Raw genomic sequence first — 13,384 nt, forward strand, 5'->3', positions numbered from 1 at the left:
GCTCTCTAGGTCGTTGATTTTTCCGCATTTTCTACGACGAACCGGTATCCACTTCGTCGGAAAATGCTCTAGATCACGTCGCGCCCGTCGCTCACCACGCGGGCGAAGACCAGGACATCGACCGCCGCCGCCCCGCCGCGCAGGAGCGCCCGGGCAGCGGCGTTCGCCGTCGCGCCCGTGGTCAGCACGTCGTCGACGAGGAGGACGCGCTTGCCCTGGAGCCGGGGCCGTGCCGCGTCCGGCACCCGGAAGGCGCCTTGCAGGTTCTCCGCCCGAGCGGCGCGGGTCAGGCCGACCTGCTGCCGGGTGCGCCGGACCCGGGCCAGCAGATCGGGCGCCACCGGCACGTCGCGGCCGCGCGTGGCCGTCCGGGCGAGCAGGGCGGCCTGGTTGAAGCGCCGCCACCACAGCCGCCAGCGCCAGAGCGGCACCGGCACCGCCACGTCGGCCTCCGCCAGGAGTTCGGCGCCGGCCCGCGCCATCATCGCCCCGAGGGCGCCCGCGAGGTCCAGGCGGTCCTCGTATTTCAGCCGCTGGACCAGCCGTCGGGCGGTCGCGTCGTAGCGCGCCACCGCCCGGGCACGCTGATAGACCGGCGGATCGGAGAGGGCGGCCGGCGAAAGCAGGCCGGGAGAGCCGAGATCGACCGAGAACGGCGTGCCGAGCCGTTCGCAATAGGGCCGCTCGATGAACCGCATCTCGCTCCAGCAGCCGGCGCAGAGGGCGTGCGGCACGGCGGTCGCGGTCCCGCAGGCGATGCAGCTCGGCGGATAGACCAGGCCGACGAAGCCGCGGAACGCGAGCCCGGGCAGCGCGGCGAGGCGGCGCGGGTCGATCACGGCGGCCCCGCTCCCCGGGAGGGGCGTGCCGTACCGCGCGGCGGGAATCCGGGGTGCATCGGGTGGACTGCCGTGCTCGGGTGGGGACAATGCGGGGGTGCCGCTTTATACCAACGGTTGTTGGAAACGACCATTGGTTCCGTTCTCGAATTTTCATCAAGCCTCTGGCTTGGCATAGAAAATTCGAGATAGCTCAATGGCCCGATGCGTCAGCATCTTGGGCCATTGGTATTAGTGGTGACCATTTCCGGTGCGGAAGGCATTGCAGCCCGGCATGAGCCGGCGCGAGAATAAGCACAACGAGAGCCACGGAGAGGAAACGGTCATGACGACGACACCGACCCATCCTCCGACCATGGCTCGACCCCACGCCCCGGCCGGTCGCGCGAGGCAGGATGGGCTCGCTGCACCCGACCCGGTCGGGGGAACCCAGGCCGCCCATCCCCCGGCGATCGAGGTGCAGCGCGAGCGCGCCCAGCAGGAATTAAAGCGAATCTGGGATCTCTGCACGCCGGCGCAGTAGAGCCGGGGGACCATATACCGGTTCGGCGCGGCCGTCGCGGCGACGCTCCTTCCGCGGAGCCGCACGGGGCCTCTCGGCGCGGTCTCCTGTCGTCGCGTCATGATTGTCGCCGTCCCGGCGACCGCTTCGGCAAAGGGCGGTCGAGGGCGGCGAGGGCATCGTGGTGCAGCAGCAGCACGTCGGTCGCCGCCGCGAGCTTGCGGGCGGCCGGCGTGAAGCCGGCATTCGAGACCACGGCGGCGCGATCGGCGCCCCAGTAGCTGCGGGCCGCCACCACCTCCTGCACCGCGCCGTTGCCGACCGGCTTCGCGTAGCGCTTGCACTGCACCACCAGCCGCATCCCGTCGCGCTCCGCCACCACGTCGGCGCCCTGGTCGCCGGCCGCCTTCGTCGTGCGCGCCTCCCAGCCGGCCTGTTCGAGCAGGGCGGCGCAGTAGCGTTCGTAGGCGATCCCGTCCTCTGGCAGGTCCTCGGCCTCGTCGGGCGGCGCGACGCTCAAGGAGGCCGCCTCGACGATGTCGAGGATCTCGTCCCAGCGCGGCTCGATCAGGTCGCCGTAGCCCTCCGCCTCCAGCCGCGGCAGCACGGTGCGCTCGGCGAAGTAGCGGCGCTCCCGCAGCCAGCCGTCCAGGATCTCGTTGCCGTAGGGATCGACGTAGCTCTCCTGCCGCCGGCGCAGGGCCAGGGTCTCGCGGTGCCGGCGGGCCAGCGCCCGGACCCGGCGCCGGAAGCGGCCGCCGCGCCCGAGACGATGCACGACCAGCGCCAAGGCCACCAGGCCGGCAATTCCGAGCGCCTTGGGGCCGAACCACAGGCTCGCCGCACCCCCGGCCACGATGGGCCAGAACAGGCGGTCGGCGAGGCTGGAGGGGCGGCGCATCGGCGGGGCTCTCGGGCAGGGCTTTCGACGGACGGCTCCCGCGCCGCGCGAGGCGGCCGGACGGTCCGCACTCTCGGGCGGACGGGGTTGTCCCCAGCCTAAGACACCGCCTGTCCCCCGCGTCATCCACAGCAGAACGCACCGCGCCGCCGGATGGCGGCAGGCGGGTCCTCACGCGAGCGTGTCGGGCCAAGGCCTTCACGGCGCTTGCCTTCGGGCCGGCGGACGGACGATCCTGACCCCTCGCCGGAGCGTCCCACGAACCGGCGCAGGGGAGTCCCCGGATGAGATCACGCGTCGTCGCGCTTCTCGCCTGCCTGCTCGTCGCCGGCACGGCCGGCCCCCCGGTCCGGGCGGGGGGCGACCCGGTCGAGGTCGACGTCGCCCTGGTGCTCGCCGTCGACGTGTCCCTGTCGATGACCGGCGACGAGCAGGCGGTGCAGCGGGAGGGTTACGTCGAGGCGTTCCGCAATCCGGCGGTCCACCAGGCGATCCGCCAGGGCATGGTCGGGCGCATCGCCGTCACCTATGTCGAGTGGGCGGGCGTCGGCAGCCAGCGGGTCGTGGTGCCCTGGACGCTGATCGCCGGGGCCGAGGAGGCGGCCGGCTTCGCCGACCGGCTGGGCCAGAGCCCGCCCCGGCGCTCGACCTGGACCTCGATCGCCAGCGCCATCGACTTCTCCGCCGGCCTCCTCGCCGGGAGCGGCTTCGAGGCGACGCGGCGGGTGATCGACGTCTCGGGCGACGGCCCGAACAACCAGGGCCGCTCGGTCACCAAGGCGCGGGACGACGCCGTCGGGCAGGGGATCGTCATCAACGGCCTGCCCCTGATGATCCGCGAGCCGAGCGGGCCCTGGGACATCAAGGACCTCGACCTCTACTATCGCGATTGCGTCATCGGCGGCAGCGGCAGCTTCATGGTGCCGGTCCGCGAGCGCGACCAGTTCGCGGCGGCGATCCGCACCAAGATCATCCGCGAGGTGGCGGGCCGGGACGCGGGCGGCCCCCTCGTGCGGCCGGCCCAGGGCGAAGCCAGGGCCAACTGCCTCGTCGGCGAGCGCCCCAATCTCGACTGGGACTGAGGGCGCCCGAACAATGCAACCTGAAAGTGCAGGACCGAGCCGGCCTGCCGGTCAGTCCTCGGTGCCCATGTCGCGCCCGTTGCCCTCGCCGCCGCGCAGGGATTTGCGCCGCTGCTGTCCCAGGCCCATGGTCTTCGCCAGCTCCGAGCGGGCCGCCGCATAGTTCGGCGCCACCATCGGATAGTCGGGTGACAGGTTCCAGCGTGCCCGGTAATCCTCGGGCGACAGGCCGTAGCGGGTGCGCAGGTGACGCTTCAGCGACTTGAACTTCTTGCCGTCCTCGAGACAGACGAGATAGTCCGGCATGATCGACTTCTTGATCGGGACCGCCGGGGTCAGGGGCTCGGCCTGCTCGGCTGCGGCGCCGCGGCCGAGGCCGCCCAAAGCAGAATGAACCGAGGCGATCAGACTCGGCAGATCGGCGACCGGGACCGAATTATTGCTCACGAAAGCCGCCACGATGTCCGCGGCGAGCCCGATATGGTTCGTCGACGCCTCACTCTCACTCATCACGTCGGCCTTCTTCCCAGGGTAGATCCGTCGGACGCTTAGACATTCCCACCTCAGGACACGGATGCCGCAGGGCTGGCCTGTCTTTGCTTAACTGTGCAACTATGATGTCGTTGCAGCGACCGCAAGAGAAAAAAGAAGCGACTCCGGCCTTCGGTCCAGCGCTCGTCGGAATTCTTGTCGAAGGCCAGCTACAGGGTCAGGTTGTGCTCAGTTCACCGTTAGCGCCTTACCCTCCAACTCGATGCGGGGCGACGCGCAGGCCCTATCCTCTTTGGCTTATGTCGAACGGACTGGACTCATACCCTTCGAACAATGCAAAGATCATTTGTCGGCGATGGACGGCACAGGGTCTCGGGAACCCGCGGACCGGCGGCAACCACAAGATGTCGCCGGGCGCAGCCATGATCACCAGCTAGTTGATTATATCGCATTCCTATCACGCACGAAGCAATTGACCGCGAATATTTCTCTGTGCCTGGCTCGACATGCGATCGCCGCCATCCGGCGCGATCGTCGATTGACGAATGGTGGTGTCGCTATCGCGCCGGACGCCTGTCGCGGAGGCGTCTCGCCTCGAAGGGCACCCGTGATGCGCTCAAGGCGGCGGCGACGTCGCCCCCGACAGGGTCGGCGGGCGGGCCACGGGGCGGGGCCCGGCCGAATACCGTCATCCGGCCCGCGTGCCGTCATGCCGGCGGCACAGCCCTTGACCGCCCGCCCTGCCTCGTCGTCAGGCGGCGGCGCGGACGGGGCGTGGGGCGTGTTCCAGGGCGGCGACCGCCAGGGCCTGGTCGCGCCCGCGCACCGCGTGCTCGCCGAGCGGCCGGGCCCGCACGCCGTCGGGCAGGCGCGGCAGCTTGGCCAGGAGATCGCCGGAGATCAGCACCGGCGCGTCGAGGGTCCGGCACAGGGCCTCGAGCCGGGCCGTGACGTTCACCGCATCGCCGAAATACGCGATCTTGTGCCGGTCGACCCCGACCTCGGCGGTGACCACCGGCCCGCCATGCAGGGCGGCGCGGATGCGCGGCACGGCGCCGAACCGCTCCTGCCAGGCCGCCGCGTCCCGGGCCAGGCTGTCCTGGATCGCCAGCACGCAGGCGACGCAGCGCGCATCCTGAAGGCCGCGGGCCATCGGCCAGGTGATCATCGCCATGTCGCCGATGAAGTCGTCGGTCGAGCCCTGGCAGCGCCGCACCGGCTCGGCCAAGGTCGCGAAGACCGCGCCGAGGAAGGCCTGGGTCTTGAGGGCGCCGTGGGTCTCCGCATAGGCCGTCGAGCCGACGACGTCGACGAACAGGAAGATGCGCTCCTCCTCCACCGGCCGGTGGTAGCGGCCGACCAGCAGGTTGACGAACACCTCGGCGCCGATCAGGTCGCGCATCCGCACCACGAAGACGAGGAGCGCCGAGACGGCGAGCGCGTAGACCAGCACCCGGAGCGAGGGCACCACCGCCACCGCGAAGGGCTCGGGCGTCAAGCCGGTGACCCAGACGATCACGCCCCCGGTCGCATGCCCGAGGGTGATCATCCCGACATAGGCGAGCTCGGCGATCGGCACGTACAGGAAGGTCGGCAGGCGGCGCAGTCGCGCCTGCAGCCGCGGCAGCAGCGTGCCGCGCTCCATCAGCAGCGCGCAGGCGCCGATGAAGAAGCCGTGGATCGCCGCCACCAGCGGGATGCCGTTCTGGAACAGCGCGTCGTAGAGCAGGCCCGCCCCGGCGCTGAGCAGAAGGATGCCGATCCAGAACCAGGCATGCTGCGGGATCGGCAAGCCGGCCACGCGCCAGGCTTGCGCCAGGCGCGCCGGAAAGCCGGCTTGCGCCGCCTCTCCCGATGAGCTGCGGTCGACGGGGCCGGCTGCGGGCACGGTGGAGGTCTCCTGGCGCGGCCCGACGGTTCGGCGAAAGGTCCGGCCCGCGGCGCTGCGGCAATTCAACCGCGATTCACGCCGTTTTCAGGGCACCCGCAAGGCGCAAAACGGCCAAGTTTCGGGGTGCCGCCCGGATCGTCGCGAGACTGAGTAGAAACTAAGGAACTCTCGGCTTGACCATGGCGTTTGAAGCACAATTCAACGCTCAAGCCCGGAGATCGGCATGTCCTTCCGCCTCGTCACCCTCGCAGCCCTCGGTGCCCTCGTCACGGTTCCGGCTCTCGCCGACGACGTGACGGTGATCCGCCGCGATTCCGCTCCGGTGGAGCGCAACACCGTGATCGAGAAGCGCTCGGTCGAGTCGACCGGCTCGGTCGGCGGCTGCGAGACCAAAACCGTCAAGAAGACCAACGAGTACGGCGACAGCAAGACCGTGCACAGCGAGCGCTGCGACTGATCATGAAGGGGGGGCGGCCCGCCGCGGGCCGCCCCCCTTCCTCGTCGAGATTACTTCAGCAGGCGCGCCAGGGCCTTGCCGGCCGGGGTGCGGAGTTCCTTGGCATCGATGGTGCCGTCGTTGTCCGGGTCGGCGAGCTTGAAGCGGGCCTCGGCCAGGGCGAGGTACTCGTTCTTGTCCAGGGTGCCGTCGTTGTCCGGATCGGCCTGCTTCATGTCCTTGCGGCTGACGCGGCCCTGCAGCTCCTTGGTGTCGAGGGTGCCGTCGGCATCCTTCTCGAGCTTGTCGAACACCGCGCCGGCCGCGGCCTTGACCTCGGCGAGATCGATCGTGCCGTCCGAATCGGTGTCGACGGCCGCGATGGTGCGGTCGGTCTTCGGCTTGGCCTCGGCCGAGACGGGCAGGGCGAGCGGCGCGGCCAGGAGGGCGGCGAGAAGAAGAGTCCGGTTGAGGATCATGGTGCGATCTCCATAGCTGAAGCCGGGCGCACCCTCTCTCGCGAGGGGCGGCCCGGGATAATCTGGCAATTGCATACCTAACCGCACCAGGAAGGTTTGCAACCCCGATTCACGCTGGGGAAGATTCGCGTCCCACCTTTTCGACCAGCACCTTGTCGACCCGGCGCCCGTCCATGTCGACGACCTCGAAGCGCCAGCCGTTGCGCTCGAACCCGTCGCCGGCCGTCGGGATGCGGCCGAGCTGGAAGATCACGAATCCGGCGAGCGTCGAGAAGTCGTCGTTGTCGGGCCGCTCGGTCAGGCCGAGACGGTCGAAGGCGTCGACCGCCGGCATCATCCCGTCGATCAGCAGCGAGCCGTCCTGGCGCTCGACCACCATCGGCTCGTCGTCGTCGGTCTCCGGGATGTCGCCGGCGATCGCCTCGAGGAGGTCGGTCTGGGTGACGATGCCTTCGAGGTCGCCGTACTCGTCGACGACGATCGCCATCCGGACGGGCTTGGCCTTGAAGGTCTCGAGCACCCGCAGGATCGGCATGCCCTCATGCACGACGATCGGCTCGCGGATGATCGTGTCGAGGGTGATCGGCGCCCCGTCGAGGAGCTGGTTGAGCACGTCCTGCTTGCGCAGCACGCCGACGATCTCGTGGATCTCGCCCCGGCTCGCCACCAGCTGCTCGTGACGGCAGGCGCGGATCGTCTCCAGCACCGCCTCGCGCGGGTCCTCGACGTCGATCCAGTCGACCTCGTGGCGCGGGGTCATGATGTCCCGCACCCGGCGCTCGCCGATGCCGAAGATGCGCTGCACCGCCGCCTGCTGCGATTCCTGGATCAGGCCGGCCTCCTGGCTCGCCGCCACCAGGAGCGACAGCTCGGCGGTGGAGTGCAGCGAACCCTCGCCCGAGCCGGGCTGCAGGCCGCACAGGCGCAGCACGCCGTTGCCGAGCCCGTTGAGGAACGAGATCGCCGGGCGGAAGACCAGCAGGAACACCCGCAGGGGCCGCACGATGGCGAGCGCCGTGCGCTCGCTGCGCTGGAGCGCCAGGCTCTTCGGCGCCAGCTCGCCCAGCACGATGTGCAGCGAGGTGATGACCACGAACGAGAACACCACCGCGATGGCATGGGCGCCGGCCGTGCTCGCGCCCTGGGGCAGGAAGGCGAGCAGCGGCTCGATCAGGTGGGCGAGCGCCGGCTCGCCGACCCAGCCCAGCGCCAGGGACGAGATGGTGATGCCGAGCTGCGTGGCCGCGAGATGCGAATCCAGGCTGTCGACCGCCCGTTGCAGGGCGCCGGCATTGACCCGCTTCTCGGCTACGAGCTCCTGGACCCGGCTGCGCCGGACCGCCACCAGGGCGAACTCGGCCGCGACGAAGAACCCGTTCGCGAAGACCAGGAACACGATGGCGAACAGGCCGAGGCCCGTCCCCCAGGGACTGTCGGAGAAAATCACCGCCTCCCGTGGCGCAACCGGCCGCGCCCGGGGTCGGAGGCGGCCTGCCCCCTCATAGCAAGTCTGCCCTCGAGAGCCTATCCGTCAGAATGCGCGGGGGCCGCTTCCTCCACGGCCGATGCCGCGGAGTAAGTCGAGGGACGCTTCACACCGTTTTGCGGCGCAACATCTGGCCTCGATCGGCGGTTTCTGCTAGGCGCCCCGGAAATTCCTGTGCCGGCTCGGGTTTTTCCGCGGGCCGCAGGCCCACGACCGAAAGACCCGGTGGCATTCATGGCGAGCGACCTGTCCCGCATCTCCCGCGCGCTCCTCTCCGTCTCGGACAAGACCGGGCTGGTGGAGTTCGCCCGCGCGCTCGCCGCCCGCGGCGTCACCCTGGTCTCGACCGGCGGCACCCACCGGGCGCTGACCGAGGCCGGATTGACGGTCACGGAAGTCTCGGACCTCACCGGATTTCCCGAGATGATGGACGGGCGGGTGAAGACCCTGCATCCGGGCGTGCATGGCGGGCTGCTGGCCGTCCGCGACAACCCGGAGCACCAGGCCGCCATGCTGGCCCACGGCATCGCGGCGATCGATCTCCTCGTCGTCAACCTCTACCCCTTCGAGGCGACGCTGGCGGCGGGCAAGCCCGCGGCCGACTGCATCGAGAACATCGACATCGGCGGCCCGGCGATGATCCGTGCGGCGGCCAAGAACCACAAGGACGTCGCGGTGGTGGTCGACGTGGCGGATTACGCCACGGTGCTCGCCGATCTCGACGCTCATGACGGCGCGGTCACCCTCGCGACCCGCCGGCGCCTCGCCCAGAAGGCCTATGCGCGCACCGCCTCCTACGACGCCGCCATCTCGACCTGGCTCGCCGGCGAGATCGCGGCCGCGCCGGAGGCCCAGACCTTCCGGGCGCCAGTTTTTCAGGCGCTGGGCGGGACGCTGGCGCAAGGGCTTCGCTATGGCGAGAACCCGCACATGAAGGCCGCGTTCTACCGCACCGCCGGCGCCCCGCGCCCGGGCGTCGCGACCGCCCGCCAGCTCCAGGGCAAGGAGCTGTCCTACAACAACATCAACGACACCGACGCCGCCTTCGAGGCGGTGAGCGAGTTCGATCCCGCCCGCAAAGCCGCGGTGGTCATCGTCAAGCACGCCAATCCGTGCGGCGTCGCGGAGGGCTCGAGCCTGGTCGAGGCCTACGAGCGGGCCCTGCTCTGCGATCCGGTCTCGGCCTTCGGCGGCATCGTCGCGCTCAACCGCACCCTCGACGCGGAGGCGGCAAGGAAGATCGTCGAGATCTTCACCGAGGTGATCATCGCCCCCGACGCCACCGAGGAGGCGGCCGCGATCGTCGGCGCCAAGAAGAACCTGCGCCTCCTCACCACCGGCGGCATCGCCGATCCCCGGAGCCCCGGCCAGGCCTGGCGCACGGTGGCGGGCGGCTTCCTGGTGCAGGACCGCGACAATGCCGTCGTCGACGACATGCCGCTGAAGGTCGTGACGAAGCGCGCCCCGACCGAGGCCGAATTGTCGGATCTCCGCTTCGCCTTCCGGGTCGCCAAGCACGTCAAGTCGAACGCCATCGTGTATGCCAAGGATGGCGCGACGGTCGGCATCGGCGCCGGGCAGATGTCGCGGGTCGATTCCTCCCGCATCGCCGCCTGGAAGGCCGCGGAAGCCGCCAAGGCCGCCGGCCTGCCGGAGAGCCTCGCCCGCGGCGCGGTGGTGGCGTCCGACGCCTTCTTCCCCTTCGCCGACGGCCTGCTCGCGGCGGCCGAGGCCGGGGCCACCGCGGTGATCCAGCCCGGCGGCTCGATGCGCGACGACGACGTGATCCGCGCCGCCGACGAGGCGGGTCTCGCCATGGTGCTGACCGGCCACCGCCACTTCCGGCACTGATGGCATGACGCCGGCCCGTTGACCGACGGGCCGGCCTCGGCCAAGCCTCACGGCGACGTGAGGAGAGGCGGGCACGATGCGGCTGGACGAACACCCCCTGCGGGCGCGGGTGCTGGCGGAGGTCCATGCCCGGCCGTTCACCCCGGTCAAGACGCCCCGCCGCTTCCTGCACTACGCCTTCCTGACCGACGGCGACGCGGCGGCGGCCGATCGCGACGCGCTCGAGGCCTATTGCACGGGCCTGGGCCATCCCGGCCCGGCGCCGGGGGCCAAGCAGCACCGGGTGGTGTTCTCCGGCGCGATCCTGCGCTGGGAGAGCCACAGCGAGTTCACCACCTATACCTGGGAATACGGCGACGCCCAGGGGCAGGCGTTCCAGCCCCAGCCCGACGCCCTCGAGGGGGCGATGGCGGAGCTGGCCCAGCCCGGCCCGCTCCTCGTCGCGGTCGACCTGCACCTCCTGCCGGCGGTGGAGGGCGGGATGCCGCCGGAGATCGTCTCGACCTTCAACGCCGCCTCGCTCGCCATGGCGGATGCGGAGGGCGGGGCGGCGGTGATCGCCACCGACTTCCAGCCCGATCCGCACGGCTATGTCCGCATCGTCGTCGCCGACCGGCGCCTGAGCCGGCTCGGGGCCGGCGCCCTGGTGCAGCGCCTCCTGGAGATCGAGACCTACCGGACGCTGGCGCTTCTCGGGCTGCCGGAGGCGCAGAGTCTAGGCCCGACGATCCGCCGGATCGAGACCGAGCTGCCGACCCTGATGGAGGCGATGCGGACCAGCGAGGGCTTTGCCGAGAACCACGCCCTCCTCGACCGGCTGATCGCGCTCGCCGCCGAGCTGGAGGCTGGGTCGTCGCGCACGATGTTCCGCTTCGGCGCGACCCGGGCCTACGACGAACTGGTGCGCCTGCGCCTCTCGGCGGCGGCCGAGCACGCGCTGCCCGGCCAGACCAGCTGGTCGATGTTCCTCGCCCGGCGCTACAACCCAGCGATCCGCACCTGCCTGGTGACCGCCGACCGCCAGGACCTGCTCTCCCGCCGCCTCGCCCGCGCCGCCCAGATGCTGCGCACCCGGGTCGACATCGAGCTGGAGCGCCAGAACCAGGCCCAGCTCCAGGCGATGAACGACCGGGTGCGCCTGCAGCTCCGCCTGCAGCAGACCGTGGAAGGCCTCTCGGTCGCGGCGATCACCTACTACGTCGCGAGCCTCGTCCACCACGTGCTGGAGGGCGCGCACCATGCCGGGGTCCCGGTCGATGCGACGATCGGGACGGCCTTCGCGGTGCCGCTGGTGCTGGTCGGGGTGTGGTGGACGGTGCGGCGGATCCGGCGGGCGCATGCGGAGCCGGGCGGGCATTGAGCGGGCGGTTTTCGCGTCGCCCTGCCTGTTCTGAAGACCTCCGCGTCGGTCCGGGGCCGCAAGCGGAGCCCGGACGACGCGGAGGTCTTCCGACACGGTTGGGGTGATCGGAAGCGCGCATCGCGTCGATGTCGAAGACCTACAGCACCTGCGCCATCGCCACGAACCCCGCCACCGGCACCTCCTCGGCCCTCGCCGTCTCGGGGATGCCGGCGGCGGCGAGCAGGCGGGCGGGGTCGGGGTGGCGGCCTTCAGGCTCTGGCGCAGCATCTTGCGGCGCTGGCCGAAGGCGGCGCCGGTCACGGTTTCGAGCGCCCGGACCCGGCAGGGCAGGGGCTCGGGCCGCGGCACCAGCCGCACCACGCTCGAGGTCACCTTGGGCGGCGGCACGAAGGCCGAGGGCGGCACGTCGAACAGGATCTGGGCCTTGGTCCGCCAGCCGCACAGCACGCCGAGGCGGCCGTAATTCGCCCGGTCGCCCTCGTCGGCGACGATGCGCTCGGCCACCTCGCGCTGGAACATCAGGGTCAGCGACTCCCACCAGGGCGGCCAGGCCTCCGCCGTGAGCCAGCCGGTGAGAAGCTGCGTGCCGACATTGTAAGGGAGGTTGGCGACGATCCGGGCCGGGCCCTCACCGACCAGCGGCCTGGGATCGAATTCCAGCGCGTCCGCCTCCACCACCTCCAGGCGGCCGGGATAGTGGGCGGCGATCTCGGCGAGCGCCGGCAGGGCGCGGGGGTCGCGCTCGACCGCGATCACGCGCGCCGCGCCATGCATCAGCAGCGCCCGGGTCAGGCCGCCGGGACCGGGGCCGACCTCGACCACCGTCACCCCCTCGAGCGGACCCGAGGAACGGGCGATCCGGCCGGTGAGGTTCAGGTCGAACAGGAAGTTCTGGCCCAGCGACCGGCGCGGCATCAGGTCGTGCGCCTGCACCACCTCGCGCAGGGGCGGCAGACCGTCCGGCGCGCTCATGCCGAGGCTCCCGTCCGGGTCAGCCGCCCGGCGAGCTTGAGGGCGGCGATCAGGCTGTCGGGCTTGGCCAGGCCCTTGCCGGCGATGTCGAAGGCGGTGCCGTGATCGGGCGAGGTGCGCAGGAACGGCAGCCCGAGGGTCACGTTCACGCCCTCGTCGAAGGCGAGCGTCTTGATCGGGATCAGGGCCTGGTCGTGGGTCGGGGCGAGCGCCACGTCGTAGGTGGCCCGGGCGCGGGCGTGGAACAGCGTGTCGGCCGGGTGCGGGCCGGTGATCCGGATGCCCTCCGCCCGCAGGCGCTCGATCGCGGGCGCCAGCACGTCGCGATCCTCGGTGCCCATCGTCCCGGCCTCGCCGGCATGCGGGTTGAGCCCGGCGAGCACCAGGCGCGGGGCGGACAGGCCGAAGCGGGTCCGCATGTCGGACTCGACGATGCGGGCGGTCTCGACGACGAGGTCGGCGGTCAGCAGCTCCGGCACCCGGCGCAACGCCACGTGGATCGTCACCGGCACCACGGCCAGCGCCTCGGACCACAGCAGCATCACGGGCGTCGGCGGGTTTTCGCCGGGCGCGGCGGCGAGGGCGGCCAGGTACTCGGTATGGCCGGGATGGCGGAAGCCCGCCTCGTAGAGCACGTGCTTGGCGATCGGGTTGGTGACGAGGGCAGGCGCCCGGCCCGCCTGCACCAGCCGCACCGCCTCGTCGATCGAGGCCAGCGTGCCGGCGGCGGTCGCCGGATCGGGGGTGCCGGGCTCGGCCGCGACGGTGATGTTTCCAGGCAGCCGCACCACCGGCAGGGCCCGGGCGAAGGCCTGGGCCGCACTCTCGGGCGTGGCTTCCGCCAGCGGCACCGCGAGCCCGAGCCGGGCGGCGATCTTTTCCAAGAAATCCGGGTCGCCGATCACGAAGAACGGGGCCAGCCCGTGCTCCTCCCGGGCGAGCCAGGCCCGCAGGGTGATCTCCGGGCCGATCCCGGCCGGGTCGCCCTGTGTCAGCGCGAGGGCTGTGGTCATCGCGGTTCCGTTCGCTGGTGGCGCGTTCTCGCGCCATCGCATCCCGGCTCCTGCCGGGCAAGCGCCCACCTCGGTCG

At 71.2% G+C, this 13,384-nt stretch carries 11 protein-coding genes and 1 pseudogene; 4 read left to right on the forward strand and 8 right to left on the reverse strand.

Features of this window, described 5'->3' with window-relative positions; translation table 11 throughout:
- Nucleotides 1–68: 68 nt before the first annotated feature.
- Together F1D61_RS21620 and F1D61_RS21625 are read right to left on the reverse strand one after the other, a co-directional pair.
- Nucleotides 69–839 carry a ComF family protein gene (locus F1D61_RS21620; RefSeq protein ID WP_203154077.1) on the reverse strand — a complete coding sequence of 257 codons (771 nt, stop codon included), beginning with the start codon at nt 837–839 and terminating at the stop codon, nt 69–71.
- Between the two features lie 620 nt (nt 840–1,459).
- Complete coding sequence (locus F1D61_RS21625; protein WP_203154079.1) at nt 1,460–2,242, reverse strand: restriction endonuclease; 783 nt, start codon at nt 2,240–2,242, stop codon at nt 1,460–1,462.
- A gap of 284 nt (nt 2,243–2,526) precedes the next feature.
- Between F1D61_RS21625 and F1D61_RS21630 the strand changes: the two genes are divergently transcribed.
- Nucleotides 2,527–3,324, forward strand: coding sequence for a DUF1194 domain-containing protein (locus F1D61_RS21630; RefSeq protein ID WP_203154081.1), 798 nt, complete (start codon nt 2,527–2,529; stop codon nt 3,322–3,324).
- 51 nt (nt 3,325–3,375) lie between these two features.
- Here F1D61_RS21630 and F1D61_RS21635 read toward each other — a convergent pair whose 3' ends face one another.
- Together F1D61_RS21635 and F1D61_RS21640 are read right to left on the reverse strand one after the other, a co-directional pair.
- The gene (locus tag F1D61_RS21635) at nt 3,376–3,834 is read right to left on the reverse strand and encodes a MucR family transcriptional regulator (protein WP_203154088.1); all 459 of its coding nucleotides are present in this window, start codon (nt 3,832–3,834) and stop codon (nt 3,376–3,378) included.
- Nucleotides 3,835–4,567: 733 nt separating this feature from the next.
- Entirely contained in the window at nt 4,568–5,608 is a 1,041-nt protein-coding gene (locus F1D61_RS21640) for an adenylate/guanylate cyclase domain-containing protein (protein WP_203159198.1), read from the reverse strand.
- Nucleotides 5,609–5,930: 322 nt separating this feature from the next.
- Between F1D61_RS21640 and F1D61_RS21645 the strand changes: the two genes are divergently transcribed.
- On the forward strand, nt 5,931–6,164 hold the full coding sequence (locus tag F1D61_RS21645) for a hypothetical protein (protein ID WP_203154090.1): 234 nt from the start codon (nt 5,931–5,933) through the stop codon (nt 6,162–6,164).
- 50 nt (nt 6,165–6,214) lie between these two features.
- Here F1D61_RS21645 and F1D61_RS21650 read toward each other — a convergent pair whose 3' ends face one another.
- Nucleotides 6,215–6,622 carry an EF-hand domain-containing protein gene (locus F1D61_RS21650; RefSeq protein WP_203154092.1) on the reverse strand — a complete coding sequence of 136 codons (408 nt, stop codon included), beginning with the start codon at nt 6,620–6,622 and terminating at the stop codon, nt 6,215–6,217.
- A 109-nt stretch (nt 6,623–6,731) separates the two neighbouring features.
- On the reverse strand, nt 6,732–8,069 hold the full coding sequence (locus F1D61_RS21655; RefSeq protein ID WP_203154094.1) for a hemolysin family protein: 1,338 nt from the start codon (nt 8,067–8,069) through the stop codon (nt 6,732–6,734).
- A 273-nt stretch (nt 8,070–8,342) separates the two neighbouring features.
- On the opposite strand from F1D61_RS21655, the gene purH reads away from it, so the two are divergent.
- Nucleotides 8,343–9,959 carry a bifunctional phosphoribosylaminoimidazolecarboxamide formyltransferase/IMP cyclohydrolase gene (gene purH / locus F1D61_RS21660; RefSeq protein WP_203154096.1) on the forward strand — a complete coding sequence of 539 codons (1,617 nt, stop codon included), beginning with the start codon at nt 8,343–8,345 and terminating at the stop codon, nt 9,957–9,959.
- 76 nt (nt 9,960–10,035) lie between these two features.
- A complete protein-coding gene (locus F1D61_RS21665) occupies nt 10,036–11,319 on the forward strand; it encodes a DUF3422 family protein (protein WP_203154098.1) in 1,284 nt (427 codons plus the stop codon).
- Between the two features lie 139 nt (nt 11,320–11,458).
- On the opposite strand, the pseudogene rsmA reads toward F1D61_RS21665, so the two are convergent.
- Both rsmA and pdxA read right to left on the reverse strand, forming a co-directional pair.
- Nucleotides 11,459–12,294 (reverse strand): annotated as a pseudogene (gene rsmA / locus F1D61_RS21670) (16S rRNA (adenine(1518)-N(6)/adenine(1519)-N(6))-dimethyltransferase RsmA).
- Nucleotides 12,291–13,307: a 4-hydroxythreonine-4-phosphate dehydrogenase PdxA gene (gene pdxA, locus F1D61_RS21675; RefSeq protein WP_203154100.1), complete on the reverse strand. Its 1,017-nt coding sequence runs from the start codon at nt 13,305–13,307 to the stop codon at nt 12,291–12,293. The pseudogene rsmA and the gene pdxA overlap by 4 nt, the downstream one beginning before the upstream one ends.
- Between the last annotated feature and the right edge of the window lie 77 nt (nt 13,308–13,384).

It is taken from the genome of Methylobacterium aquaticum (assembly GCF_016804325.1).
In the GTDB taxonomy this organism is placed as follows: Bacteria; Pseudomonadota; Alphaproteobacteria; order Rhizobiales; family Beijerinckiaceae; genus Methylobacterium; species Methylobacterium aquaticum_C.

What these genes read in the sequence shown, in the direction of transcription:
- F1D61_RS21625 (WP_203154079.1), bottom strand. Translation starts at nt 2,242, where the DNA reads ATGCGCCGCCCCTCCAGCCTCGCCGACCGCCTGTTCTGGCCCATCGTG.
- F1D61_RS21630 (WP_203154081.1), top strand. Translation starts at nt 2,527, where the DNA reads ATGAGATCACGCGTCGTCGCGCTTCTCGCCTGCCTGCTCGTCGCCGGC.
- F1D61_RS21635 (WP_203154088.1), bottom strand. Translation starts at nt 3,834, where the DNA reads ATGAGTGAGAGTGAGGCGTCGACGAACCATATCGGGCTCGCCGCGGAC.
- F1D61_RS21645 (WP_203154090.1), top strand. Translation starts at nt 5,931, where the DNA reads ATGTCCTTCCGCCTCGTCACCCTCGCAGCCCTCGGTGCCCTCGTCACG.
- F1D61_RS21650 (WP_203154092.1), bottom strand. Translation starts at nt 6,622, where the DNA reads ATGATCCTCAACCGGACTCTTCTTCTCGCCGCCCTCCTGGCCGCGCCG.
- purH (WP_203154096.1), top strand. Translation starts at nt 8,343, where the DNA reads ATGGCGAGCGACCTGTCCCGCATCTCCCGCGCGCTCCTCTCCGTCTCG.
- F1D61_RS21665 (WP_203154098.1), top strand. Translation starts at nt 10,036, where the DNA reads ATGCGGCTGGACGAACACCCCCTGCGGGCGCGGGTGCTGGCGGAGGTC.
- pdxA (WP_203154100.1), bottom strand. Translation starts at nt 13,307, where the DNA reads ATGACCACAGCCCTCGCGCTGACACAGGGCGACCCGGCCGGGATCGGC.